The sequence below is a fragment of the Acinetobacter sp. 228 genome (assembly GCF_048147885.1).
In genome coordinates, this window is record NZ_JAYWYV010000008.1 from 78,351 (window position 1) to 99,621 (window position 21,271).

Below are 21,271 nucleotides of genomic sequence, written 5' to 3' on the forward strand. Positions count from 1 at the left end.
AATTTAAAGGGAGAGATTAAGGAACCAGAATTTTTAATTCACGAAGAATATGACAGAGCTTGATCATCGGCATGCCCATCAGTGTAGTCTGGTCTTGTCCGATCATTTCTTCAAACAAGCTGATGCCGAGGCTTTCGCACTTAAAGCTGCCTGCACATTGCAAGGGTTGTTCAATTTCGATATAGCGCTCGATTTCGGCCTGAGACAGTTTACGAAACTTGACTTTATAGTGTTCAACCAGACTTTGTTCAAAACCGGTCGATCGCTGCTGCACACTGAGCGCCGTACTGAAATATACAATTTTGTCCGAGTTGGCTTGTAGCTGGCGAATAGCTTTTTCAGTCGTTAACGGTTTACCGATAAAAATATCCGGTGCACCTTCACGCCATGCCACCTGATCCGAGCCGATCACAATCGCTTCTGGATTCTGTTCAGCAATATATCTGGCTTTCTCGAAAGCCAGTCGTTGTGCCAGATCATCTGCATGATTTTCCCCGCGAGGAGACTCATCAATATCCGGAACTACGGAAATATAATCAATATGCAAACGATCCATCAGCGCTTTGCGGGTTTGACTGGATGATGCCAAGATAATCTGTACAGAATTCATTAGACAGCATATTCCTCAAGAATATTTAACGGTACGTAAGCAAGAACAGCTTTGTGACAGGCTTGCAGCTTGATCGGTGGTGCCTGACCGGCTTCATAGGCTTCTACCCAGCGCGTCACGCAGATACACCAGAAATCGCCAGGCTGCAGGCCAGGAAAGTCCAGTTCCGGTAAAGGTGTAATCAGATCATTACCGACTTTTTGGGAAAAATTCAGAAACTCTGAAGTCATTTGCGCACATACCGTATGTTGCCCCAGATCAGTGGTTGCAGTATGGCAAAAGCCATTGCGGAAATACCCGGTAATCGGATCGAAGCAACAGCTGGACAAAGGCTCACCTAACACGTTCAAACGGTTAAGATTTGGATCAGGATGTATCGACATAAGGACTGAATCTAAAAGAGGCTTTTTTCTATCATAACAAAACTTTGGCATTCATAATGATTTCTGCAAAAGATGCTAACCTTTTTCTGCATAATCATTTAAAATCGGCTGGTTTTAATATCTATAAAGTGAGCTTTACATGAACTTTCAGCGTATGACTGACCTCGATTTAGCAGGTAAACGTGTTCTGATCCGTGAAGATTTAAACGTTCCTGTTAAAAATGGTGTGATCACCAGCGATGCGCGTCTTCGTGCAGCATTGCCAACGATTAAAGCAGCACTAGAAAAAGGCGCTGCAGTAATGGTGTATTCTCATCTGGGTCGTCCGGTTGAAGGTGAGCCTAAGGCTGAACAGTCACTTGCCCCTGTAGCGGCTTACCTGACTGAAGCGTTGGGTCAGGAAGTGAAACTGTTCACTGACTATTTAGATGGCGTTGATGTTCAGCCAGGTCAGGTCGTTCTGCTTGAGAACTGTCGTTTTAATGTGGGTGAAAAGAAAAACAACCCTGAGCTTGCAGCAAAATATGCAGCACTTTGCGACGTATTTGTAATGGATGCCTTTGGTACAGCACACCGTGCAGAAGCATCTACTGAAGGTGTGGCACGTTTAGCGAAAGTCGCCGCTGCAGGTCCTTTACTGGCTGCTGAACTTGATGCGCTGGGTCGTGCGTTAAAAACTCCAGAAAAGCCAATGGTGGCGATTGTTGCGGGTTCTAAGGTATCTACTAAACTAGACGTATTAACTTCACTCTCTGATATCTGTGATCAATTGATTGTGGGTGGTGGTATTGCCAATACATTCCTTGCTGCAGCGGGTTATAACGTAGGTAAATCATTGTGTGAAAAAGACCTGATCGATACAGCAAAAGCCATTGCTGCAAAAGTATCAGTTCCGCTTCCTACTGACGTTGTGGTTGCAGATGCCTCTGAAATCAACTTTGAAGATTTCCTGGGTTCATTGGCTGCAGCGAAAGCAACGGTGAAAAACGTTGCAGATGTTGCTGATAATGACATGATTCTAGACGTTGGTCCGGAAACTGCGAAAGCATTTGCAGAAATCCTGAAAACATCTAAGACGATTCTTTGGAATGGCCCGGTCGGCGTATTTGAAGTAGATCAATTCGGTGAAGGGACTAAAACTTTATCTTTAGCGATTGCTGAATCGGAAGGTTTCTCGATCGCGGGTGGTGGGGACACACTTGCTGCGATTGATAAATACGAAGTGGCTGACAAAATTGGTTATATCTCGACGGGTGGTGGTGCATTCCTTGAGTTTGTTGAAGGTAAAACACTTCCTGCTGTTGCAGTGCTATTGGAACGCGCTTAAGTGTAGGTTCTGATTTAAAAAGCTGGCACGATGCCAGCTTTTTTTTATTTTTATAGATCAGAGATTCTGAATCTGTTCATCATTTGGTCATTAAAATGCAATAAACCTGTCATATGATGCAGACCATGAGTCAACAAAACGAGATCTCCTGATGAAACAGCAACTCACTTTAGCTGCATTACTGGCAGCATCTTTGGCCTTAACCGCATGTGCGAAACAGGAAAGTGCCCCAGAATCTGAAGTAGAAGGTTCAGCACCTGTTGCTGCAGAAACCGTAAGCCCAGAACAGCAGGCAGCAATTAATGCCATTGATAAGCCGGTTCTGGATGAAAAAAATATGGATGTCCCGCCTGAAATTGCCAATGCGTCGGCAGATGCAGCTACACCAGATGAATCTGGAGCCGCAGCTTCTGAGCCTGTTACACACTAAGTGAGAGTACGCAAGTAAAAATCCCTGCAAAAGCAGGGATTTTTTATAAAATATTGTATTTTTTGGCTGTATTGAAATAGTTGAACATGTAGAATATGGCCCATTACCTGGGAGGATATTATGGCTCTTATTTCGATGCGCCAGCTCTTGGACCACGCCGGCGAACATGCATACGGCGTACCAGCGTTTAACGTAAACAACTTAGAACAAATGCGTGCAATCATGCTCGCAGCAGATGCAACCAATTCACCTGTAATCGTACAGGCGTCTGCGGGTGCTCGCAAATATGCAGGTGCACCATTCTTGCGTCACCTGATTTTGGCTGCAATTGAAGAATGGCCACATATTCCAGTGGTAATGCATCAGGATCATGGTACTAGCCCTGACATTTGTCAGCGTTCTATCCAGTTGGGCTTTACTTCGGTCATGATGGACGGCTCACTGGGTGAGGATGGTAAAACGCCAACTTCATACGAATACAACGTCGACGTTACTCGCCGTACTGTACAAATGGCACATGCATGTGGCGTTTCAGTAGAAGGTGAAATCGGCTGTCTGGGTAGCCTGGAAACAGGAATGGCAGGCGAAGAAGATGGCGTAGGCGCTGAAGGCGTACTTGACCATTCTCAGCTTCTGACTTCTGTTGAAGAAGCGCGTCAATTCGTTGCAGATACCAATGTTGATGCATTAGCAATTGCAGTCGGTACTTCTCATGGTGCCTACAAGTTTACTCGTCCACCTACAGGCGATATTCTTGCGATTGACCGCATCAAAGAAATTCATGCAGCTCTGCCAAATACTCATCTTGTTATGCACGGTTCAAGCTCTGTGCCACAAGAATGGCTGGCAGTGATTAACCAGTATGGCGGTGACATCAAAGAAACGTATGGTGTACCTGTTGAGCAACTGGTTGAAGCGATCAAGCACGGTGTGCGTAAAATTAATATCGACACTGACTTGCGTTTGGCGTCTACAGGTGCAATGCGTCGTATGATGGCTGAAAAACCAAGCGAATTCGATCCACGTAAATTCTTCAGTGCAACTGTAGATGCAATGAAGCAAATCTGTATTGATCGTTATGAAGCTTTTGGTACTGCAGGTAATGCAGACAAGATTCGCCCGATTTCTCTAGAGAAAATGGTCGAGCGTTATAAATAATTCCTGTTGAATGATTTATAAGAAGGGCCCACAGCAAATGTGGGCTTTTTTATGCATAAATAAAGATGAAAAAATAAGAGCAGCGTATGGAACTGATTTTTATTGCAGCATTATGTAGTGTTGTAGTCTCAATATTATTAAAAGTCGCCAGGAACAAGGGCTTGAGCCCGATTCACATGATTAGCTGGAACTATGCCTCAGCTAGTCTCTTATGTTTTGTCTGGTTCAAGCCTGATATTCAGCATATTTCAATGTCCCAGACACCGTGGTTACTCATTTTAGCTTTGGGTATTTTGCTTCCTAGCGTATTCCTGTTTCTGGCTCAGGCCTTACAGACAGCGGGAATTTTAAAAACAGAAATTGCCCAGCGTCTCTCGGTGGTTTTATCTCTGGCGGCAGCCTATTTTATTTTTCAGGAACAGTTCAATCAGCTAAAAATACTGGGTATTGCCTCGGGGATCAGTGCAGTACTGTGCATTCTGCTTTCACATCGCCAAAGTAGCGGGCAGGGCAGTCAGGGAATGTTATATCTGGGCTTGGTCTGGGTGGGTTATGCACTGATTGATGTTTTGCTGAAATATACGACCAGTCTGGGTTTGCAATTTGCCGTAGCGCTTAATCTGATGTTTGTATGCGCCATGATTCTATCGATGCTGTATCTGCTGCTCAAGTATCATCATCTGGGGTCCGGCAAGGACATCGGCTTAGGCCTGCTACTGGGGAGCCTGAACTTCGCCAACATCGCCTTTTATGTCAAGGCACATATGCTGCTTAAAGATACACCGGCAATCGTGTTTGCCGGCATGAATATTCTGGTAGTCATTTTTGGTGTAATTGCAGGGTTGCTGATCTTTAAGGAGCGCCTCAAACCTGCAAGCACGATAGGATTAATCCTAGGTGTGATCAGTGTGATTTGCCTAGCTTATGCAATGTCTGTCTAACATAGGAAGAGGCAAATTCAAGCGGATTACGCAGCACGTCTTCTTTTTCTACCCGTCCCAGCAGCAAGCCGGCCTGTTTACAGTCGGGACAATGCGGATAACGATACTGGGAATGCACATAATGGTGTAAATAGATTTTATCGCAATGTTTGCATTCGAATTTTAAGGAGCGGGAAGCTATAACAGACATGGATACCTCTAATTGTTATTCTAGTTAGATATTTGGAGAATAAAGCAAAAAATAGGCCCGAATTGATATGCAAAGGGGCACTTGGCCCCTTTTATAACATAATTTAATTACAGTTTGGTGAAAATATCTTCGGCAGGTAGGCGTGATTTAGGTAGCTTGGCATTGAAGTCATTTTCACTGCGATAGCCTAAAGTCAACAATACGGAAGGGATCAAACCCTGTTCTGCAAGTTGTAGTTCTTCACTGATAATCTCTTCATCAAAACCGCCAATCGGTGTGGCATCGATACCTTCAATTCCGGCAGCCAGAAGCAACTGGCCTAGTGCAATAAAGGTCTGGTTTTCCGCCCAGCGCTGAATATCTCCTTTTTCATTACGATAGTAATGTATATAGCCTGCGCGTGTATTTTTCTGGCCTTCCTTGGCAGATTCATCTTTAAAACGGCCGCTAAGATCATCACGGTTTAATAAGTTGTCTAAATGTTGCTCATTAATATCTGCTTTGGTGCAGAATAAAATGGTATGTGAAGAATCCAGAACTTTGGGTGCATTGTAGGCATAAGTGCCGACCAGGGCTTTTGCAATGCGCTTTTTGGCAGCATCATGATCCGCAATAAAAAAATGCCACGGCTGAATATTGATCGAAGAGGGGGTAAGACGCAAAATTTCTAACAGGCGATCAAACTGGGCTGGGGGGATTTTTTTGCTAGGATCATAGGCTTTAGTGGTGTAGCGATTTTGCGCGATCTTGAGTAAATCCATCAATGGACTCCAATCTTTTCAAATAAGCAGCGGGTAGGGATTTTAACTATATACACTTTCCTATTCCCCAGATTATTACAATAAAACAGCATCTAGCAAAGCCAATTCTAAAATGATCTTGAACTGTGTATCAGCCAAACTTAGAGCTAAATCAGATTAAAAACTATTTTTTGTCTATTGGCACTTTTAAGCAAGAAGCGTTTAATAAGAGGCATCGGCAGCAACATGCAAATAGGTTAGCGGATGCAAGTGACCAATTATTTTAAACACAAACTTAAAACCCAGCAGCAAATCGGCTTATGGATTGGGCTGGCCGATGCCTATGGTACCGAGATTGCAGCCAATGCAGGCTACGACTGGTTGTTGATTGATGGTGAGCATGCACCCAGTGATCTGAGAACGACCTTGTCACAACTGCAAAGTATTGCTGCTTATCCCTCGCAAGCCGTAGTACGGCCGCCCATTGGCAGCGTACAACTGATTAAGCAGCTCCTTGATATCGGAGCACAAACGCTGTTGATTCCGATGGTGGAAACTGTGGAACAGGCCGAGCTTATGGTAAAGGCAGTTCGTTATCCGCCTGAAGGGATTCGTGGTGTAGGCGCTGCGCTGGCACGTGCTACCCGCTGGAACAGTATTCCGGATTATTATCAAAGGGCTCATGAGGAAATCTGTCTATTAATTCAGATTGAATCAGTAACAGGGCTGGAAAATCTGGATGCTATTCTTCAGCTTGACGGGATTGATGGGGTATTTATTGGTGCTGTCGACTTGTCTGCGACCATGGGCTATCAAGGTGATCCAAATCATCCTGAAGTGCAAAAAGCAGTAGTAGATGCCATTCAACGTATTCGTGCTGCCGGCAAGGCCGCAGGGATTTTGTCGACCCAGCATGAAGTGACTCAGAAATATCTGGAGCTTGGCACTGAGTTTGTCGCTGTGGGCGTGGATACCAGCGTTTTGATAAATTCTTTACGTGATCTGCTAGGAAAATATAGAAAGGATATCAATGTAATTCACCCGACTGGCGGCTATTAATCAATAAGAACTTCTGAATGAATAGCTTGCTTAGATTTTTGGTTTACTTTTAATCAGAAATTTTTTAGGATGAGCTATTCATTCAGCTATAAGAAGAAAATCCCAAGGAATCTTCAGGAAGCGGAACAGTTTTTACAAGAACAGCAGAACACCTTAAAGAATAAACGTCAGCAAAGAACTAGACGAGCGCAACAAGCTTTTTTTATGATTCACGTACTGTTTGCAGCCTTAAATGCTATTCTCTTGATCCTAAATTATCAAAAGACAGGAGAGTGGAACTTGCTGTACCTCGGGCTGAGTTTCATGTCTCTAATATTGATTTTAAGGTATTTAAAGACAGGTTTTGTTTATCAACGGAAATGAAATAACGTTAAAATGAATTTTAGATAATGAAAGTTAAAAGCCTAATAATTAACAAAGCATGAGAAAAGTTCTTAAAAATCCCATTCTATTGTAATGACAATGTATGTTTGCTTTCCTCGGGAATAAAGGGTATAGTGGCAAAACTTCGAGCGAGTATAGTTCTCGCTTTTATTATTTTTAGCTGATTGTGATTCACTTTTGGTTCAAGCATTTAAGCTTGAATAACATCTAGTAACTACAGAATTATTATACAAATTTGGTTTTATTAATCTCTTTGTACTGTCACAAAAAGCTCATATTATGAGTAAATATTTTGAATATATTAAATGAATGGCATGTCGCCACTGCCGTAAATGGTGGTGAAATTAACGTTAAATTAGTTCCTTTAAAGCGTAAACAGAGCACTCTGGATGGTTTTATCTGGGTAGAAGTTGGAAAAATGATCCAGCTGCAAACTGGTGAGGAAATCCTTTTTAATCTTGATGGTAAAAGCTTTTATACCGGTGTGAACCAGCTTTATCGTTTGTGTTAAGCTAATCTATATCTTAAAAAAAGTGGCTGATTAATATCGCCACTTTTTTAGTTTCAGCATATCAAAATTTTGGTCTGGCTGGATTTCCAGAATTTCAGCATATTCCTGTTTCCAGTCACCCAGTACAATGCGCTTTTTATTAGCTGCTTGATGAATGGCAGCCCGATGTGTATGACCGTGAATCAGCACATCAGCTTGTTTGAAGGCAGTTTCTACGGCAGATGCATTCACATCCATCACGGCATAGCTTTTTAATTGCTGCGCTTCATGGCTTTTTTTACGAAAGCCACTGGCCAGTCTGGCACGAAAGCTGAGCGGCATTTTGCGTAATACGCCTAAAACCCAAGGATGACGAATTATTTTTCTAAACCGTTGATAGGACACATCGTCGGTACACAGAGCATCGCCATGTTCAATGCGATATCGGGTCGAGCCAATATTAAAATGGGCAATCTCTGGCAAAAGTTGTCCAGAAAATTGATCCAGAAAATCCTGACCTAAGGCAAAGTCCCGATTACCTACCAGAAAATAAACCTGATTGCCTGCTTGAGTAAACTGTTTTAATGCAATGACAATCTCGTCCAGCCATGGAGAGGTATAGTCATCGCCAATCCAGGCATTGAACCAGTCACCCAGAATATACAGGTGGGTGTTTCGATCTTGATATTCAGTTAATAAATCTAAAAACCCCCGAACAAGTCGAGGGTGATCAGGTGACAAATGTAAATCTGAGATAAACAGATAGGTCACGAATCTTTTCCTTTTATTCCTCTCTAGATCCCTCATTCATATGAGGGATTTTCCATTACACCGTTTTAAAGCATCGCTTTAAAACTCATAGAGAACGGAGAGGACGTTTTTTATTCAGAAATGATTTTTGCAGATTCGATCACGACATTTTCTAGAGGAACGTCAGCGTGATAGCCACGGTTGCCAGTACGCACGTTTTTGATTTCATTTACAACATCCATACCTTCAACAACTTTACCAAATACGGCATAGCCCCAACCTTGAGCAGTTTTGCCAGTGTGGTTCAGGAATGAGTTGTTTTTCACGTTAATGAAGAACTGGGCAGAAGCAGAGTGCGGAGCCTGAGTACGCGCCATTGCAATCGTACCTTCGTCATTGGTCAAGCCATTGTCTGCTTCGTTTTCGATTGCATCACGTGTTGCTTTTTCCTTGAAGTTTTCATCCATGCCGCCACCCTGGATCATGAAACCATCAATAACACGGTGGAAAATTACGCCGTCATAAAAACCGTCACGTACGTATTCTAAAAAGTTAGCTACGGTTTTAGGTGCTTTTTCAGTATTGAGTTCTAGAACAATACGACCTTTATTGGTGTTTAATTCGACTTGAGGAAAACTCATTGTGTAATCTCCTGATCATGGACAAGTGCCATGGTTTTTTCTGAATGAGTGAAGCATAAGCAAACTGCGTTCGACAAGGCAAGTAAAAACATTATTTTCTTTGTTAAAAGCATAAAAATAATACCTTATTTATACGTTGATTTATCAAGGTATTTCAAATACTGACAGACATGGCGTAATATTTCTGACAAGCATGGATTAAAACATTTTCTAATCTTTTAACGCCTGGATAGTTTGGTTATAGACAGGTTGCCGTATTTTCACTTTTTAAAATGAGTGAATTGAAATCAAATACCCGAGTTAGCGGTTGAGAGATTAATCACCTATAGTTAAACTAAGTAACTTTGTTAATGAATATACGTACAAATTGTACGATTAAATATTTGTTAATCCCTTTTTAACTTTAGAAGTGAATGATTGATCATGAAGCCAAATGATGTTGTGACATCTCTGCCCGAGAACCCGACCCAAAATAACAGTGCAGTCGATTCAGTGCAGCAGCAAGAGCAACAACCAGGCTTGGATTTTGTACGTCAGGTCATTACCGATGATTTAGCTGCTGGTCGCGTTCAACAGGTGGTGACGCGTTTTCCGCCTGAGCCGAATGGCTATTTACATATTGGCCATGTGAAAGCAATTTGCTTGAACTTCGGAATTGCTGAAGAATTTAAAGGTGTTTGTAACCTGCGTTTTGATGATACCAATCCGGATGCCGAAGAACAGGAATATGTTGATGGTATTGCCAATGACGTGAAATGGCTAGGCTTCCAGTGGGAAGGTGAGCCGCGTTATGCATCAAGCTATTTTGATCAACTTTATACTTGGGCAGTTCAGCTGATTGAGCAGGGTGATGCCTATGTTGATTTGCAAAGTCCAGAAGAGATCCGTTTAAACCGTGGTAACTTTGTTGAGCCGGGTAAAAACTCGCCACAACGTGATGCAACTGTTGCGGAAAACCTAGAACGTTTTGAAAAAATGCGTTGCGGTGAATACGCGGAAGGTCAGGCGGTTCTACGTGCCAAGATCGATATGACGTCACCAAACGTACATATGCGTGATCCGATTCTGTATCGTATTTTGCATTCTGAACATCATCAGACTGGCGATAAATGGAAAATTTATCCAATGTATGACTATGCGCATCCGCTCTCTGATGCAATTGAAGGCATTACCCATTCGCTGTGTACCTTGGAATTTCAGGATCATCGTCCGTTCTATGATTGGGTTGTAGCGAAAGTTAAATCACCTTCAGTACCGCATCAGTATGAATCTAGCCGTTTGAATGTGGACTATACTATCACTTCAAAACGCAAATTGCGTAAACTGGTTGAGGGTGGCTATGTTCAGGGCTGGGATGACCCACGTATGCCAACTGTAGTCGGTATGCGTCGTCGTGGGTTCACCCCTGAAGGATTACGTGATTTCTGTCAACGTGTCGGTGTATCGAAGGTTGATGGCAGTATCGTCGATGTAGCCATGCTGGAATACTGTATTCGCCAGTCTCTGGAAAATACCGCCGCGCGTGGTATGGCCGTGTTAAATCCACTCAAAGTGACTTTAACCAATTTGCCAGCTGACATGGACCTGACCCATTCACGTCATCCGAATGTCGATATGGGTGAGCGTGTTATTCCACTGACGACCGAGCTGTTTATTGACCGTAAAGACTTTGAAGAAGAGCCACCAAAAGGCTTTAAACGTCTGATTCCAGGCGGTGAAGTCCGTTTACGTCATGCCTATGTCATCAAATGCGATGAAGTCATTAAAGATGAAAATGGTGAAGTGGTTGAGCTGAAATGTTCGATTGATCCTGAAACTTTAGGTAAAAATCCTGAAGGTCGTAAGGTGAAAGGCGTGATTCACTGGGTATCTGCGACTAAGGGTATTCCTGCCGAAGTGCGTATTTACGATCGTCTGTTTACGGAGTCTGATCCTGAAGTGGGCGATGACTTTCTGGAAAACCTCAACCCTGAATCATTGAAGGTGGTTCAAGCCGTGATTGAGCCTGCTTTGTCGCAAGCTCAGCCGGAAGATCGTTTCCAGTTTGAGCGTGAAGGCTATTTTGTGGCGGATCAATATGATCATTCCAGCGAAAAACCGGTATTTAACCGTATCCTTGATCTTAAGGACAGCTTTAAACCGGGCAAATAAGCTGGTTTAAGTCAAAATGTAAAAAGCCCAACTCTGGTTGGGCTTTTTTAATACAGCAGGGAACATTCCATGATTGTGCGTGATAAGAATAATAGTTTAGGTTTACTGTTTGCCTGGCAGGGAACGATTCTGCCCAAGGTGCTGCCCGCATTGGTTTTGGTGGTCTTTATTTCTGCCTTGCTGGTGTATTTGAGTCAGGCGCATTTCGTCAGCCTTCCTGCTGTCCCGGCAATTGGCTTTACGATTTTTGGTGTCATTCTCTCGATTTTTTTAAGTTTTAGAAATACGGCCTGCTATGATCGATGGTGGGAAGGACGCAAGCTTTGGGGTGCGCTGATTGCAACCACGCGTCATTTATGCCGTGACAGCCACGTTCTGGACGATCAAACCCGTGAAATCTTATTGTACCGCATGATGCTGTTTACCCATCTATTACGGGACCGATTGAGACAGCAGATCTCCAGCATTCAGGCTTATCAGGTCACTGCCGGTTTTGAACCTGAATCATTCGAGCAATTGCCCATGCAAATCAATCCCTCACAATGGGTACTGGAGCAGATGCAAAAAGAGCTGGTGCAGCAATATAAGCAGGGCAAGATCAGCGATATTATTTATAACAACCTGAATCAGCACACTGTAGCTTTGGGAGATATTCAGGCCGGTTGTGACCGGATCTTGTCCACACCATTACCATTTTCTTATTCGGTGTTGTTGCATCGTGCAGTTTATTCTTTTTGCTTCATCCTGCCTTTCAGTTTGCAGGCGAATTTAGGCCTGTGGACGCCGATTCTGGTCGGATTGATTGCTTATATGCTGCTCGGGCTGGACGAGCTCAGTGCGGAGCTGGAAGAACCTTTTGGCCTGCAGGACAACGATCTGCCGCTAGATTCAATTGTACGAATGGTAGAGCGGGAAACCCTAAGCTCTTTAGGTAAAGCACTACCTGAGGCGACTCAAGCCAGAAAAGGCTATTTAACCTGATTTGCTATCTATATCTTCAAAATGTAAACACGGCCTCAACCTTTCCTGCTCATCATTTATCGGTAGACTAGGTGTTGAATTAACGATGTTTAAAATTAGTCAGGTCTGATACCTTGGTTTTAGCCTGATCTTGCAATTCACGATATTGTTGCAAACGCTGCTTAGCTTTATCTCTGAGTTTTTTCTTGATGTACAGTGCCAATGCGAAACTGGTGGTGGTCAGGGTCAGGAACATGCTGTTCATAAAACTCATCATTGAGCTGATATAGCCAATCGTCGTCAGGCGATTCATCATGTAAATTACTTGCGGACTACTTTCCACGCCGGTAATGGCCCAAGTACATAAATGCTCGCAATTATTAATAATCAGATGATAGTTATTTTCATGCATTCTGGAGCGCATGCGACGTACCACTTTACGACCTTTATATTTTGCCGAATCATGATGCTGGATGTGAATTGGTTTACCATGACTGAAATTTTCAATCGAGGTGATTTCAATAGGGCGTTTTTTGAATAAATGCGCAAAACCGGAATAATGAATGACACGACCACGTCCGGCATAAATCCCGTGATGGGTATAGCCGAAATGTTTGACCATAAGATGCGCCCCTATGGGAAACCGTTTAGTCCGCTGCATATCAGAATTAAGCCATTTAAAAGCATTGTCGTTTAATAGGAAGTGTACTGTGTTTTACAAAATTAATCGATGTCTTGTCTGCATTTCAGAATAAAATTGGAGACTTGATCATCATTTTTTAAATAATTCAAAGAAGCTAGAATCGAAGAAATATAGAGGTGATAAAAAGCTCTAAATAGCCTAAGAAAATCAGCTCTTGCTCTAAAATCAAAACCTGGAATCGAAGGTATCATGCAGAATTTCTCTGCCTCATGACAGAGACTCTCAAGTCATTTTTAGCCTTATAACCTGAGTAAAGGAAGAGGGGATTAAATTATTCAATCCCACTTCTCCAAATAAAAAAAGCACCTGATGAAACAGGTGCTTTTTTTACGGCTGTAACGTTGGCCGATTATTGCAATGGCAAGTGCTGAAGTTCATTCAGCTCTTTGCGGCTATAGCCTCGAGATACGAGAACCTTTTTAATTCCGATGATGATTTCTTCATCAGTGGCTTTAGAAAGTGCTTCAAGAAGCTGTTCATTTGTCTTGCAAGAGCAATCATTTTCAACACAAGCGATTTGATTCTTGTGTTCATTGTGTTGTTCATTAGAAAACAACTTTTGCCAAAAACTCATAGAGCCTTCATACAACAACCTAACATAGAGTGAAATATAGCCAATTAAATAAATAAAGCAATAGGGCCTATGTGATAAAAGCATCAGTCAGACTTGAAAATTTCCGATTAAAGCCAACATTTCTAACGATATTTATTGCTGTACAAGTCAATATTTATTATTAAGTTTATGATTATTAATACAAAAAATGGAGCTTCAAAAAGCTCCATTATTGTAACAATATAATAAATTGAAACAAATTCTTTATACTTTTTCCAGTAAAACACCTGTCTCTACATGGTGAGTATAAGGAAACTGGTCGAACATGGCGAATTTGCTGATTTTGTGGGTGTGAGACAATTGTTTCAGATTGTCATATAAAGTATCTGGATTACATGAAATGTAAATAATACGCTGGAAACGTTGTAACAACTTCAGTGTTTCAGTATCAATCCCAGCACGCGGTGGATCGACAAATACCGTATCAAAATCATAAGTCGAAATATCGATTTGTGCTTCCTGCAAGCGGCGGAAAACACGTTCGCCATTATAAGCTTGAGTGAATTCTTCGGCAGACAGACGCGCAACCTGAATATTTTCAATCTGGTTCTGCTCAATATTCCACTCAGCTGCATAAACTGAAGATTTGGCTAATTCAGTGGCCAATACACGGCGGAACTTGGTTGAAAGCGGCAGAGTGAAGTTGCCATTACCACAGTAGAGTTCCAGCAAATCTTTATCTGATTGTTCCGCTGCATCACATGCCCATTCCAGCATTTTTTGACAAACTTGTGCATTGGGCTGGGTGAAGCTGCTTTCGATCTGCTTATATTTATAGCGACGATCAAAAACAGACAGTTCTTCCACCACATATTCATCAGTCAGGACAAATTTCTGGCCACGGCTGCGACCAATCAGTTTGATGTTGAGTTTTTCCGCCAGCGCTTTTGCTGCTGGTTCCCAGCTTTCATCCAGTTTACGGTGATAAATTAGGGATACCAGAACCTGACCACTTAAAGTCGCCAGAAAATGTACTTCAAACAGGCGATGACCCAGATTGGCATCTGCCTTGAATGCTGCCAGTAGTTGCGGCATCAAGTCATTAATACTGCGGTCTGCAATTGGAAACTCATCAATCCGAATCACTTTTTTATTGTTGTTCTCGTCACGTTCAAACATGGCATAAAACAGATCATCTTCAGTATGCCAGATCCGGAATTCAGCACGCATGCGGAAATATTTTTCAGGAGACTGGAATACTTCTAAAGCAGGTGGTTGATATTCGGCAAACTGAGCGCTGATGCGTTCAATTTTGGCTTCCAGTTGTTGCTGATAAGATGAGGTCATATGCAGTAAGAAATCGCAAATATTTTAAAGCGCAAATGGTAGCAAAAAATTGCCGATCTGCCTAAGCCTATTCTGGTAGAACGGCTTTAAAAACTGCATAAAAAAGACCAAACCCTCTGAGGAGAAAAATTTGGTCATAAAGAGGAAATATTTGAACTAAAAATGCGGGATTTATTCGACTTATTTAGAGATTACCCATGGTCATTAAACTGGCATTGCCGCCTGCCGCCGCCGTATTGATGCTGATGGCGCGTTCAATCACCAATCGTTCGACCGGAATATCGTAGTTTCCCGAACTCAAATGAGTAACACTAATAATTGGACCTTTTCGGGCTGCAATGCGTTTCTGCAAATCAATCAGTTCAGCAGTGTCACCATGATGCAGGACGGCATCAAACGCGCCTGTTTCAATATCCCGAATCACTTTGAATTGCTTGCTGACCGCGGCCGGCATTGTTGGTAAATATTTCAGCATAAAAGTATTGTTCGCCAGTACCGCAGGACGACTGCCAACCGATAAAATCGCCAGAATTTGCTGAATCTGATCCTGCTCGGTATGTGCTAAAGATAAAACGCTTTCTCGTGGCAAGATCATGTATTGATTTTCTTCACCGGTTGGGCCTTGCAGGCTAAAGCTTCGACCAGTCGAAATTTGCATAGGCGCTTTTAAAGATAAAGTCGGAAAAGTTTTAGCTACCCAGGCTTTAAACTCCTGAACAAGGTGATTTTCAACAAGTGCTGGCCCCACTTGAGCTGCATAAGGCTGCGCCAGTTTTTTCTCGGATACTTGATGCATTAAACGATAGATATACAACGGGCCACCCGCTTTCGGGCCGGTGCCGGACAGACCTTCGCCACCAAAAGGCTGGACGCCCACGACTGCACCAACGATATTGCGGTTAATATACAGGTTGCCGACTTCTGCTCGCGCAATCACGGTTTGCATGGTTTCATCAATACGCGTGTGCAAACCCATGGTCAGACCATAGCCTTTATTATTGATCTGATCTAATAACTGTTCCAGTCCGCCATATTTATAGCTGATCAGATGCAGTACCGGACCAAATACTTCTCGTTCCAGATCATCCAGATTTGGCAGTTCAATCAGGGTTGGTGCAATGAATGTTCCTGGAGTTAATTCAGTCTGGTCTTGATTAAACATCAACTGATGAACTTTATGACCTTTGCTGCGCATCTGCTCAATATGCTTTTGGATATTCTGTTGGGCTTCTGCATCAATCACCGGACCAATATCGGTTTTAAGCAAGATCGGATTGCCAACACGCAACTGATGCATCGCACCTTTAAGCATGTTGCGCACAGCCTCTAGATTATCTTCTTGCACACAGAGGACACGCAGGGCAGAACAACGTTGACCGGCACTGTCATAGGCAGAGTTCACAACATCCAGCACCACCTGTTCAGTCAATGCAGATGAGTCCACAATCATGGCATTCTGACCACCGGTTTCAGCAATCAGAGTGACGCTTTCTCCAAACTGGTTTAGCCGTTCTGCAAGGGTTTTTTGTAGAATTTGGGCGACCTCGGTGGAACCGGTAAACATGATGCCCTGAATACGCGAATCTGCAGTGAGCTGTGCACCAATGGTTTCACCGCGCCCAGGTAGCAGCTGTAATACATCCTGCGGAATCCCTGCTTCCCATAAAATCTGTACGGCTTGTGCTGCAATCAGCGGCGTTTGTTCAGCCGGTTTGGCAATCACGGTATTACCTGCCACCAGTGCCGCTGAAATCTGGCCGGTAAAAATCGCCAGCGGGAAATTCCATGGACTGATACATAGCACGGTGCCTAAAGGCTGGATCTGTACATGGTCACTGAGATCCAAAACTTGAGCTGCATAATAGCGTAAGAAATCTACTGCTTCACGAACCTCGGCAATCGCATTGGCATAGGTTTTACCTGATTCACGAGAAAGAAGAACCATGAGCGGAAGCAAGTGCTGTTCCATCAGTTCTGCGGCTTTATTCAGGCAGGCAGCACGCTCATTTTTAGGCAAATTAGCCCAGAAACTTTGTGCATTGAGGGCTTGGGTGAGTGCAATTTCGGCCTGCTCGGAAGTTGCTTCATAGACCGTGCCGACCACATCCTGATGTTGTGCCGGATTGATTACGGGAACTGCATGGGTCGTATCCACGTTGCTAAATGCCGTTCCCATAGCCGCTGCCTGAAATTGCGTATTTGCCAGATTGGATGCGACGTCATTTAAAACCCTGAGTTCAGCATCATTGGCCAAATCGAGTCCTGAAGAGTTCAGTCGTGCATCGGTATAAAGATCTTGCGGATAGGGAATATGCGGATGCTTGGCACCCAATACGTTTTCCTGTTTTGATGCCTTTAAAATCGTTTGCTGTGGATTTTCAATCAAATCTTCAATTTTCAAGGTCTTGTCGGCAATACGATTGACGAAGGACGTATTGGCACCATTTTCCAGTAAACGACGCACCAGATAAGCCAGCAAGGTTTCATGATTGCCGACTGGCGCATAGATCCGGCAGGGAACACCCAGTTTATTTTTCGATGGATCGCCCACGACATTTGCATACAGCGGTTCGCCCATGCCATGCAGACATTGAAACTCGTATTGGCCTGCATAATACTGCTCAGGTTGCGCCAGCTGATAAATCGTCGCTACCGTTTGTGCATTATGAGTGGCAAATTGCGGGTAAATATAATCCGGTTCAGCCAACAGCTTACGCGCACAGGTGATATAAGACAGATCGGTATGTACCTTGCGGGTAAATACCGGGTAATCCGACATTCCATCAATCTGGGCCTTTTTGATTTCACTGTCCCAATACGCGCCTTTGACCAGACGAATCATCAGACGTTTCTGGCTGCGCTTCGCCAGATCAATGATGTAATCCACGACATAGAAGCAGCGTTTTTGATAGGCTTGAATCACAAAGCCAATGCCTTTCCAGTCCTGCAATTGCGGTTCAAAACAGAGGCGTTCTAACAGTTCCAGCGAAATTTCAAGGCGATCGCTTTCTTCAGCATCGATATTTAAACCAATATTGTATTGCTTGGCCAGGACCGCGAGTTTCAGTACTTTTGCATAGAGTTTGTTATGTACACGATCCATTTGTGAGCGCTGATAACGTGGATGCAGCGCAGAGAGTTTGATAGAAATTCCAGGCCCGTCATAAACATCTTTATCCTGTGATGCTTGACCAATGGCATGGATGGCTTGCTGATAATCCTGATAATAACGTTCAGCATCCGGATCGGTCAGTGCTGCTTCACCCAGCATGTCATAGGAATAGCGAAAGCCTTTTTCTTCCAGCGGCTCCGCATTTTTTAATGCTTCATCAATGGTTTCACCCGTAACAAACTGCTCGCCCATCATGCGCATGGCAACATCGACGGCCTTACGAATAATTCCGCGGCCACTGCGTGCCAAAATCCCAGTCAACAAGCTAGACAGGTTTTTTTGCTGTGGGGTTTCCATCAGCTTGCCGGTCAGCATCAATCCCCAGGCGGCCGCATTCACAAACATCAATTGGCTCTGGCCCAAATGTTCTTTCCAGTTACCTTGATTGATTTTGTCACGGATCAGCAAGTCACGTGTGGCTTTGTCCGGAATACGCAGCAAGGCTTCTGCCAGACACATCAGGGCAATGCCTTCCTGAGAGGATAAAGAAAATTCCTGCAATAAGCCCTGTACGATCCCGGCTTTCCCGGTGGAACTTTTGCGCTCACGCAAGGAATGCGCGAGATCAAAGGCAAGCGCCTGAATCTTGTCACTCATCTCGGAAGAAATTTCACTATGGGCCAATAACTCTTCGACGCATTCAGTTTCAGCACGACGCCATGCCGTATTAATCCGTTCTTCGTATTGGTTTTTATGTTTAAATTCAGCAATATAATTCGAGTGCTGGGCCGCATCTAAAATTGAATCTGGGCGGAGAGTGGTTGGCATAGTGACTTCCTGTACTGCGTCAATCAGTTCTTTGAGGTGAATGAGTTTTAATCTATAATCACAGAATATTTGACGAATATCTCACTATAGTTTTCGCTTTTTTTAGAGAATAATTCTAATGCCAAGTCCTTATTTGAACCTTGACCGTATAGATATTCGTATACTGGGTTTATTGCAATCTGATGCCAAGCTGTCCAATATCAAACTGGCTGAACTGGTCAATCTGTCACCTACGGCAGCCTTGGCCCGTGTACAAAAGCTGACCCGTGAAGGTTTTATTGTGGGCTATGAAGCGCGTCTCAACCCCGTGATGTTGAATAATGGTTTTGTGGTCTTTGTTGAAATTTTACTGGATAAAACCACACCGAATGTTCTAGATGAATTTTCCCATGCTGTGCGGCAGATTCCTGAAATTATTGAATGTCATATGATCAGTGGCGGTTTTGATTTCGTGGTGAAAATCCGCTGTGCCAATATGGATGAGTTCCGGAAAATCTCTGGTCAGATCTTGTGGCAATTGCCCGGAATTAAGGAAACGCGCAGTTATCCGGTGATGGAAGTGATTAAAGAAAGTCAAAGAATTCATCTGAAAATGCCGGGAAAAGCCAAATAATTAGCAGTAAATTAAAATCAAAAAGGGACGCGAAAGCCCCTTTAATTTATGCTGAAGAAAATGTTTATTTTTTCATTTCCGCCATTTCTTTTTGATACTCGGCTTTAGCCATTTCAAAGCGTTCGACTACATCAGCGTTCGGTGCTCTATCCAGCAGGCTGACGATGATAATGCTGAGGGTGGCCAGAATAAAGCCCGGAATAATCTCATAAAGTCCGGTATCGCCCATGTAATTTTTCCAGACAATTACAGTCACGGCACCAACCACCATACCCACAATCGCGCCGTTGAGGGTCATACGCTTCCAGAACAAAGACAGGATAATTAGCGGGCCAAATGCAGCACCAAAACCTGCCCAGGCATAAGCCACCAGACCCAAAACTTTACTGTTCGGATTAATCGCCAGTGAAATCGCAACCAACGCGATCACCAAGACCATGCCGCGACCGACCCAGATCAGTTCTTTTTGTGAAGCATTTTTGCGCAGGAAGCTCTTATATAAATCTTCGGTCAGGGTGGTTGAGCAGACCAGAAGCTGACAGCTCAAGGTACTCATAATTGCCGCCAAGATAGCAGCCAGAATGATTCCGGCAATCCACGGATTAAACAGGATTTTGGTCAATTCCATAAATACCGTTTCAGGGTTTTGATTGACCACCGAGGCCAATGCCGGATTGACACTGAAGTAGGCAATACCGATATAACCGGCAGCCACTGCACCGCCTAGGCATAGAATCATCCAGGTCATGCCAATGCGGCGTGCAGCAGGAATGGTTTTGACCGAATCCGCTGCCATGAAACGCACCAGAATATGCGGCTGACCAAAATAACCCAAGCCCCATGCCAGACTGGAAATAATCGCGACGGTGCTTAAACCTTCAAGCATGCTTGAGGCATGTGGACGAGCCGATTCAAGAATGACACTCACTTGCTGGCTGTTGTCACCCAAGGCGAGGAAAGTAATGATCGGAGTCAGCAATAAGGCAAAAATCATCAGGCCGGCCTGGAATGTATCGGTCCAGCTGATTGCCAAAAAGCCGCCAATACAGACATAGAGAATGGTCGCCATCGCACCAATCATAAGTGCTGTGGTGTAATTCCAGCCAAAAAGACTTTCAAACAGACGTGCGCCTGCAACCATACCCGAGGCACAATAAATCGCAAAAAACACCAGAATCACCAAGGCAGACAAGACCCGTAAAATACGTTTACGATCGGAAAAACGGCTGGTGAAATAATCCGGCAAGGTCAGGGCATTGTTCTGATATTCGGTATGGGCACGCAGTCGACCTGCCACCAGTAACCAGTTCAGCCATGCGCCGATAATCAAACCGACGGCAATCCACGCTTCTGACAGGCAGGAGAGGTAAATGGCTCCCGGAAGACCCATCAATAGCCAGCCACTCATGTCCGATGCGCCCGCCGAAAGTGCAGTAACGACACTGCCCAGACTTCGCCCACCTAAAATATATTCATCAAAATTAGAGGTTGCACGGTAAGCATATAAACCGATTGCAATCATGGCGATAATATAAAACATGAAGGTAATCAGGGTGGGATTTAAATAAGTCATAGGCAGGGCATCCTGTAAATATGAAAATCATCGTCCAAGATGATTTTTTGTACGGAGATCGCAAGGCAGTGATTCAAGCATGGTTTAAAAATTACACTCTGTAACAATTGCACGGCTTTTATGTTTTCTTATTGTAAATTCATTCCGGATCCACTGAAATTGAACGATGAGTAGCTACGGGTATACAAGGCGAAAAGACGTCGATTAAGAAAAAAGTGGCAATGCATAATAAACAATTAACGTAGAGAAATTTTAGCCAGCAAATTACATAAACTTACAGAATTAACAGCTCTATCGTATTGGTAATAAACAGTAGCAAATCTAGGTC

General features: G+C 43.6%; 20 protein-coding genes. 9 read left to right on the top strand and 11 right to left on the bottom strand.

From position 1 onward, the window contains the following. Positions 1–16 precede the first annotated feature (16 nt). Positions 17–610: a Maf family protein gene (locus VXQ92_RS08310; RefSeq protein WP_416681081.1), complete on the bottom strand. Its 594-nt coding sequence runs from the start codon at positions 608–610 to the stop codon at positions 17–19. Continuing rightward, complete coding sequence (locus VXQ92_RS08315) at positions 610–993, bottom strand: DUF2237 family protein (RefSeq protein ID WP_004279857.1); 384 nt, start codon at positions 991–993, stop codon at positions 610–612. Before VXQ92_RS08315 ends, VXQ92_RS08310 begins: the two co-directional genes overlap by 1 nt. A 139-nt stretch (positions 994–1,132) precedes the next feature. Between VXQ92_RS08315 and VXQ92_RS08320 the strand changes: the two genes are divergently transcribed. The 4 genes from VXQ92_RS08320 (at position 1,133) to VXQ92_RS08335 (ending at position 4,849) form a co-directional block, all read left to right on the top strand. Then, positions 1,133–2,320, top strand: coding sequence for a phosphoglycerate kinase (locus VXQ92_RS08320; RefSeq protein ID WP_064102051.1), 1,188 nt, complete (start codon positions 1,133–1,135; stop codon positions 2,318–2,320). A 151-nt stretch (positions 2,321–2,471) separates the two neighbouring features. After that, complete coding sequence (locus tag VXQ92_RS08325; protein ID WP_064102052.1) at positions 2,472–2,750, top strand: hypothetical protein; 279 nt, start codon at positions 2,472–2,474, stop codon at positions 2,748–2,750. 120 nt (positions 2,751–2,870) lie between these two features. Further along, positions 2,871–3,908, top strand: a complete 1,038-nt coding sequence (gene fba, locus VXQ92_RS08330; protein WP_064096059.1) for a class II fructose-bisphosphate aldolase — start codon at positions 2,871–2,873, stop codon at positions 3,906–3,908. A gap of 86 nt (positions 3,909–3,994) precedes the next feature. Next, the gene (locus tag VXQ92_RS08335; protein ID WP_416681083.1) at positions 3,995–4,849 is read left to right on the top strand and encodes an EamA family transporter; all 855 of its coding nucleotides are present in this window, start codon (positions 3,995–3,997) and stop codon (positions 4,847–4,849) included. Here VXQ92_RS08335 and VXQ92_RS08340 read toward each other — a convergent pair. Next, positions 4,812–5,039: a hypothetical protein gene (locus VXQ92_RS08340; RefSeq protein WP_416681084.1), complete on the bottom strand. Its 228-nt coding sequence runs from the start codon at positions 5,037–5,039 to the stop codon at positions 4,812–4,814. The genes VXQ92_RS08335 and VXQ92_RS08340 overlap by 38 nt on opposite strands. Positions 5,040–5,146: 107 nt before the next feature. Further along, positions 5,147–5,800: an oxygen-insensitive NAD(P)H nitroreductase gene (gene nfsB, locus VXQ92_RS08345; RefSeq protein ID WP_064102054.1), complete on the bottom strand. Its 654-nt coding sequence runs from the start codon at positions 5,798–5,800 to the stop codon at positions 5,147–5,149. Positions 5,801–6,043: 243 nt separating this feature from the next. On the opposite strand from nfsB, the gene hpaI reads away from it, so the two are divergent. After that, positions 6,044–6,838, top strand: a complete 795-nt coding sequence (gene hpaI, locus VXQ92_RS08350) for a 4-hydroxy-2-oxoheptanedioate aldolase (RefSeq protein WP_416681085.1) — start codon at positions 6,044–6,046, stop codon at positions 6,836–6,838. Between the two features lie 673 nt (positions 6,839–7,511). After that, positions 7,512–7,733 carry a transposase gene (locus VXQ92_RS08355; RefSeq protein ID WP_171254949.1) on the top strand — a complete coding sequence of 74 codons (222 nt, stop codon included), beginning with the start codon at positions 7,512–7,514 and terminating at the stop codon, positions 7,731–7,733. 30 nt (positions 7,734–7,763) lie between these two features. Here VXQ92_RS08355 and VXQ92_RS08360 read toward each other — a convergent pair whose 3' ends face one another. Both VXQ92_RS08360 and VXQ92_RS08365 read right to left on the bottom strand, forming a co-directional pair. Then, on the bottom strand, positions 7,764–8,483 hold the full coding sequence (locus VXQ92_RS08360) for a UDP-2,3-diacylglucosamine diphosphatase (RefSeq protein ID WP_416681086.1): 720 nt from the start codon (positions 8,481–8,483) through the stop codon (positions 7,764–7,766). Positions 8,484–8,593: 110 nt separating this feature from the next. Continuing rightward, on the bottom strand, positions 8,594–9,103 hold the full coding sequence (locus VXQ92_RS08365) for a peptidylprolyl isomerase (protein WP_064096065.1): 510 nt from the start codon (positions 9,101–9,103) through the stop codon (positions 8,594–8,596). 423 nt (positions 9,104–9,526) lie between these two features. Between VXQ92_RS08365 and VXQ92_RS08370 the strand changes: the two genes are divergently transcribed. Continuing rightward, positions 9,527–11,254 (top strand): glutamine--tRNA ligase/YqeY domain fusion protein, encoded by a 1,728-nt coding sequence (locus VXQ92_RS08370; RefSeq protein ID WP_416681087.1) that lies wholly within the window; start codon positions 9,527–9,529, stop codon positions 11,252–11,254. 69 nt (positions 11,255–11,323) lie between these two features. Then, a complete protein-coding gene (locus VXQ92_RS08375) occupies positions 11,324–12,235 on the top strand; it encodes a bestrophin family protein (RefSeq protein ID WP_416681088.1) in 912 nt (303 codons plus the stop codon). Positions 12,236–12,314: 79 nt separating this feature from the next. On the opposite strand, the gene VXQ92_RS08380 is transcribed toward VXQ92_RS08375, so the two are convergent. From VXQ92_RS08380 to putA, 4 genes are all read right to left on the bottom strand, one after another. After that, a complete protein-coding gene (locus VXQ92_RS08380; protein WP_416681089.1) occupies positions 12,315–12,875 on the bottom strand; it encodes a lecithin retinol acyltransferase family protein in 561 nt (186 codons plus the stop codon). A 391-nt stretch (positions 12,876–13,266) separates the two neighbouring features. Next, positions 13,267–13,491, bottom strand: coding sequence for a hypothetical protein (locus VXQ92_RS08385; RefSeq protein WP_034436106.1), 225 nt, complete (start codon positions 13,489–13,491; stop codon positions 13,267–13,269). Between the two features lie 243 nt (positions 13,492–13,734). Then, positions 13,735–14,817 (bottom strand): tRNA (uridine(54)-C5)-methyltransferase TrmA, encoded by a 1,083-nt coding sequence (gene trmA / locus VXQ92_RS08390; protein ID WP_064102057.1) that lies wholly within the window; start codon positions 14,815–14,817, stop codon positions 13,735–13,737. 184 nt (positions 14,818–15,001) lie between these two features. Then, positions 15,002–18,757 carry a trifunctional transcriptional regulator/proline dehydrogenase/L-glutamate gamma-semialdehyde dehydrogenase gene (putA, locus tag VXQ92_RS08395; RefSeq protein WP_416681090.1) on the bottom strand — a complete coding sequence of 1,252 codons (3,756 nt, stop codon included), beginning with the start codon at positions 18,755–18,757 and terminating at the stop codon, positions 15,002–15,004. 118 nt (positions 18,758–18,875) lie between these two features. On the opposite strand from putA, the gene VXQ92_RS08400 reads away from it, so the two are divergent. After that, positions 18,876–19,370: an Lrp/AsnC ligand binding domain-containing protein gene (locus VXQ92_RS08400; protein ID WP_416681091.1), complete on the top strand. Its 495-nt coding sequence runs from the start codon at positions 18,876–18,878 to the stop codon at positions 19,368–19,370. Positions 19,371–19,434: 64 nt separating this feature from the next. Here VXQ92_RS08400 and putP read toward each other — a convergent pair whose 3' ends face one another. After that, on the bottom strand, positions 19,435–20,943 hold the full coding sequence (gene putP, locus VXQ92_RS08405; RefSeq protein ID WP_416681092.1) for a sodium/proline symporter PutP: 1,509 nt from the start codon (positions 20,941–20,943) through the stop codon (positions 19,435–19,437). Between the last annotated feature and the right edge of the window lie 328 nt (positions 20,944–21,271).

Bases quoted from the DNA above. Each gene is read 5' to 3' on its own strand.
- VXQ92_RS08310 (WP_416681081.1), bottom strand. From the start codon at position 610: ATGAATTCTGTACAGATTATCTTGGCATCATCCAGTCAAACCCGCAAA.
- VXQ92_RS08315 (WP_004279857.1), bottom strand. From the start codon at position 993: ATGTCGATACATCCTGATCCAAATCTTAACCGTTTGAACGTGTTAGGT.
- VXQ92_RS08320 (WP_064102051.1), top strand. From the start codon at position 1,133: ATGAACTTTCAGCGTATGACTGACCTCGATTTAGCAGGTAAACGTGTT.
- VXQ92_RS08325 (WP_064102052.1), top strand. From the start codon at position 2,472: ATGAAACAGCAACTCACTTTAGCTGCATTACTGGCAGCATCTTTGGCC.
- fba (WP_064096059.1), top strand. From the start codon at position 2,871: ATGGCTCTTATTTCGATGCGCCAGCTCTTGGACCACGCCGGCGAACAT.
- VXQ92_RS08335 (WP_416681083.1), top strand. From the start codon at position 3,995: ATGGAACTGATTTTTATTGCAGCATTATGTAGTGTTGTAGTCTCAATA.
- VXQ92_RS08340 (WP_416681084.1), bottom strand. From the start codon at position 5,039: ATGTCTGTTATAGCTTCCCGCTCCTTAAAATTCGAATGCAAACATTGC.
- nfsB (WP_064102054.1), bottom strand. From the start codon at position 5,800: ATGGATTTACTCAAGATCGCGCAAAATCGCTACACCACTAAAGCCTAT.
- hpaI (WP_416681085.1), top strand. From the start codon at position 6,044: ATGCAAGTGACCAATTATTTTAAACACAAACTTAAAACCCAGCAGCAA.
- VXQ92_RS08365 (WP_064096065.1), bottom strand. From the start codon at position 9,103: ATGAGTTTTCCTCAAGTCGAATTAAACACCAATAAAGGTCGTATTGTT.
- VXQ92_RS08370 (WP_416681087.1), top strand. From the start codon at position 9,527: ATGAAGCCAAATGATGTTGTGACATCTCTGCCCGAGAACCCGACCCAA.
- VXQ92_RS08375 (WP_416681088.1), top strand. From the start codon at position 11,324: ATGATTGTGCGTGATAAGAATAATAGTTTAGGTTTACTGTTTGCCTGG.
- VXQ92_RS08380 (WP_416681089.1), bottom strand. From the start codon at position 12,875: ATGCAGCGGACTAAACGGTTTCCCATAGGGGCGCATCTTATGGTCAAA.
- VXQ92_RS08385 (WP_034436106.1), bottom strand. From the start codon at position 13,491: ATGAGTTTTTGGCAAAAGTTGTTTTCTAATGAACAACACAATGAACAC.
- trmA (WP_064102057.1), bottom strand. From the start codon at position 14,817: ATGACCTCATCTTATCAGCAACAACTGGAAGCCAAAATTGAACGCATC.
- putA (WP_416681090.1), bottom strand. From the start codon at position 18,757: ATGCCAACCACTCTCCGCCCAGATTCAATTTTAGATGCGGCCCAGCAC.
- VXQ92_RS08400 (WP_416681091.1), top strand. From the start codon at position 18,876: ATGCCAAGTCCTTATTTGAACCTTGACCGTATAGATATTCGTATACTG.
- putP (WP_416681092.1), bottom strand. From the start codon at position 20,943: ATGACTTATTTAAATCCCACCCTGATTACCTTCATGTTTTATATTATC.